Source organism: Streptomyces sp., assembly GCF_050698815.1.
In the GTDB taxonomy this organism is placed as follows: domain Bacteria; phylum Actinomycetota; class Actinomycetes; order Streptomycetales; family Streptomycetaceae; genus Streptomyces.
The window spans coordinates 1-3,304 of the sequence record NZ_JBOHCV010000081.1 but is presented as its reverse complement, the minus strand read 5'-3'; the positions used below and the strand labels follow the sequence as shown (position 1 = coordinate 3,304).

Genomic DNA, 3,304 nt, shown 5'->3' with positions numbered 1-3,304 from the left:
GCCAGGGCGTCGAGGTCGAGGGTCTGGAACTCCGCCGCGTAGTCGAAGTCCCCGTCCATGGGGTTGGCCACGGCGGGGTGCTTACGCAGGATCGACAGGTTGAGCTGGTTCGGCCACCAGTCACGGTTGCTTCCACCTTCGGTGGGGTGGTTGAAGCGCCCGGCCGAGACCGGGCACCCGCCCGCACCTTCCTCGTTCATCTCGCCAACAACGGCGTCAGGACTGTCAGCCATGGGGGATTCCTTCCGGGTTCAACGGGTGTTACTCAGGAGCTGGTTGTGGAACAGCCGGGGCACAGGCCCCAGTAGACGACCTCGGCCTCATCGATCGCGAAGCCGTGGTCGTTGGACGCGGTCAAGCAGGGCGTGGTGCCGACGGCGCAGTCCACATCGGCGATGGCACCGCACGACCGGCACACGACGTGGTGGTGGTTGTCCCCGACCCGCGCCTCGTAGCGCGCCACCGAGCCCGGCGGCTCTATGCGCCGCACCAGACCCGCCGCGGTCAGCGCGCGCAGCACGTCATAAACGGCCTGGTGGGACACCCTGCCGAGATCCTCGCGTACGGCACCGGTGATCGAGTCCGTGTCCGCGTGCGGATGGTCGTGCACGGCGGACAGCACCGCTGTCCGAGGACGCGTCACGCGCAGCGCGGCCCCGCGCAGCATCCGCTCGTAGTCCGTGGTCGTGGGCACACGCCGGAGTCTCGCCCACTTTCTGGAATCAATCAAGTCTGTGGACGATCAAAGCCGGCCGATTCGGGCGGTGGGGCAAGGGCGCCCCTGGCGTCGACGGAGTACGCGGCGCGGGCAAGACCACGCTGCTCCGCTCCGTACCGTCAAGCCCCGGGTGTGGGGGGAGGTACATCGGAGACGTACTCGAGCCAGGCCAGGCAGACCCAGACCAGACCTCCCAAGGCGAGCAGTGCCGCGACGACGGGGAGCAACGTACGGGTGGGGCGCGTACGGTCGCGAAGAACGGTGGCCGTGAGCGCCCACACCGCTCCCGCGGCGGCCGGAACTCCGAAGACCATGATCGGCAGCTCTACCCAGAGCACGCTCAGGTCCTGGCCCTCCCCCTCGAAGCCGCCGTGCAGCATCGGCCGGGCGCCGTGCGCCCAAGCGAACAGGCCGGCTGCCGCACCGGCCAGCATGACGAGACAGCCGACGGTGTCCGATGCGGACGAGCGATCCCTCATGCCCCGTGTGGACGCCACCCACCTGCCGCCGGTTCCCCCGCCGTGGACTCAGCCGCGTCGTGGTGGCGAAACAGGCGACAGGATCGATCAGGAATCGAGAAGCGCCCGCCCCCGAGCCGCACCTAGCGTGACCTCCGTGGACCTCCCCGTTCACGCGAGCTTCGGCTCCGGCTGCGTACCCGGGAAGGAGGAGGACCAGACGTACGCTCGAAGCCGGCCGGATCGAGCCAGGCAACGCCGACGGAGACCGCGAAGGGGCTCCGACTCACAGATGGAGAAACGATGAGCATGGCCACGAGGACTGACACGCAGTCGCCTGCGCCGCACGTTGCCGACAGCCACGATCTGATCCGCGTGCACGGCGCGCGCGTGAACAACCTCAAGGACGTCAGCATCGAGATCCCGAAGCGCCGGCTGACGGTGTTCACCGGCGTCTCCGGCTCGGGCAAGAGCTCGCTGGTGTTCGCCACGATCGCCGCGGAGTCGCAGCGGATGATCAACGAGACCTACAGCAGCTTCGTGCAGGGCTTCATGCCGACGCTGGCGCGGCCCGAGGTCGACGTACTCGAAGGGCTGACGACCGCGATCATCGTCGACCAGCAGCGGATGGGTGCCGACGTCCGTTCCACGGTCGGCACCGCCACCGACGCCAACGCGATGCTGCGCATCCTCTTCAGCCGGCTCGGGAAGCCGCACATCGGCTCGCCCCAGGCGTTCTCGTTCAACGTCGCCTCGATCAGCGGAGCGGGAGTGGTCACTCTGGAGCGCGCCGGACGGACCGTGAAGGAGCGTCGCAGCTTCAGCGTCACCGGCGGTATGTGCCCGCGCTGCGAAGGCCGGGGCACGGTCTCCGACATCGACCTCACCCAACTCTACGACGACTCCAAGTCGATCGCCGAGGGCGCGTTCACCATCCCCGGCTGGAAGTCGGACAGCTTCTGGACGGTGCGGGTCTACGCCGAGTCGGGCTTCGTCGACCCGGACAAGCCGATCCGCAAGTACACGAAGAAGGAGATGGAGGACTTCCTCTACCGGGAGCCGACCAAGGTGAAGGTCGAGGGCGTCAACCTCACCTACGAGGGGCTGATCCCCAAGGTCCAGAAGTCGTTCCTCTCCAAGGACCGGGAGGCGATGCAGCCGCACATCCGGGCATTCGTGGACCGGGCGGTCACCTTCACGGCTTGCCCCGAGTGCGAGGGCACCCGGCTCAGCGAGGCGGCCCGCTCCTCGCGGATCGGCGGGATCAGCATCGCCGACGCCTGCGCGATGCAGATCAGTGACCTCGCCGAATGGGCCCGCCGCCTCGACGAGCCCTCGGTCGCTCCGCTGCTCACCGCGCTGCTGCAGACCCTCGACTCGTTCGTGGAGATCGGTCTCGGCTACCTCTCGCTCGACCGGCCGTCGGGCACGCTGTCGGGCGGCGAGGCGCAGCGCGTCAAGATGATCCGCCACCTCGGCTCGTCGCTCACCGACGTCACCTATGTCTTCGACGAGCCCACCATCGGCCTGCACCCCCACGACATCCAGCGGATGAACAACTTGCTGCTGCGCCTGCGCGACAAGGGCAACACGGTCCTCGTCGTCGAGCACAAGCCGGAGACGATCGTGATCGCCGACCACGTCGTCGACCTCGGCCCCGGCGCCGGTACGGCGGGCGGCACCGTCTGCTTCGAGGGGACCGTCGAGGGGCTGCGGGCCGGCGGCACGGTCACCGGCCGCCATTTCGACGACCGGGCCGCCCTCAAGGAGACGGTGCGGAAGTCCACCGGCACACTGGAGATCCGCGGCGCGACGGCGCACAACCTGCGCGACGTCGACGTCGACATCCCGCTCGGTGTGCTGTGTGTCGTCACCGGCGTCGCCGGCTCGGGCAAGAGTTCGCTGATCCACGGCTCGCTGGTCAACCGTCCCGGGGCGCGCGAGGGTGTGGTCTCGGTCGACCAGACCGCGATCCGCGGCTCGCGGCGGAGCAACCCGGCTACGTACACCGGACTGCTCGACCCGATCCGCAAGGCGTTCGCGAAGGCCAACGGCGTGAAGCCGGCGCTGTTCAGCGCCAACTCCGAGGGCGCCTGCCCCAACTGCAACGGCGCCGGCGTCATCTACA

3 protein-coding genes and 1 pseudogene are annotated in these 3,304 nt (G+C 68.8%); 1 reads left to right on the top strand and 3 read right to left on the bottom strand.

Annotated elements, in window-relative coordinates; all coding sequences use genetic code 11:
- The 3 genes and pseudogenes from ACRDP3_RS03335 to ACRDP3_RS03325 form a co-directional block, all read right to left on the bottom strand.
- Window positions 1–233 (bottom strand): annotated as a pseudogene (locus ACRDP3_RS03335) (catalase/peroxidase HPI); the annotation flags it as partial.
- 32 nt (window positions 234–265) lie between these two features.
- Window positions 266–667 carry a Fur family transcriptional regulator gene (locus tag ACRDP3_RS03330; protein WP_431515287.1) on the bottom strand — a complete coding sequence of 134 codons (402 nt, stop codon included), beginning with the start codon at window positions 665–667 and terminating at the stop codon, window positions 266–268.
- 170 nt (window positions 668–837) lie between these two features.
- Window positions 838–1,197 carry a hypothetical protein gene (locus ACRDP3_RS03325; RefSeq protein WP_431515286.1) on the bottom strand — a complete coding sequence of 120 codons (360 nt, stop codon included), beginning with the start codon at window positions 1,195–1,197 and terminating at the stop codon, window positions 838–840.
- Window positions 1,198–1,479: 282 nt separating this feature from the next.
- Between ACRDP3_RS03325 and ACRDP3_RS03320 the strand changes: the two genes are divergently transcribed.
- The coding region (locus tag ACRDP3_RS03320) for an excinuclease ABC subunit UvrA (protein ID WP_431515285.1) at window positions 1,480–3,304 on the top strand (1,825 nt) is incomplete at its 3' end.

Excerpts from the sequence above, each read along its gene's own strand:
- ACRDP3_RS03330 (WP_431515287.1), bottom strand. The coding sequence starts at position 667 with ATGCTGCGCGGGGCCGCGCTGCGCGTGACGCGTCCTCGGACAGCGGTG.
- ACRDP3_RS03325 (WP_431515286.1), bottom strand. The coding sequence starts at position 1,197 with ATGAGGGATCGCTCGTCCGCATCGGACACCGTCGGCTGTCTCGTCATG.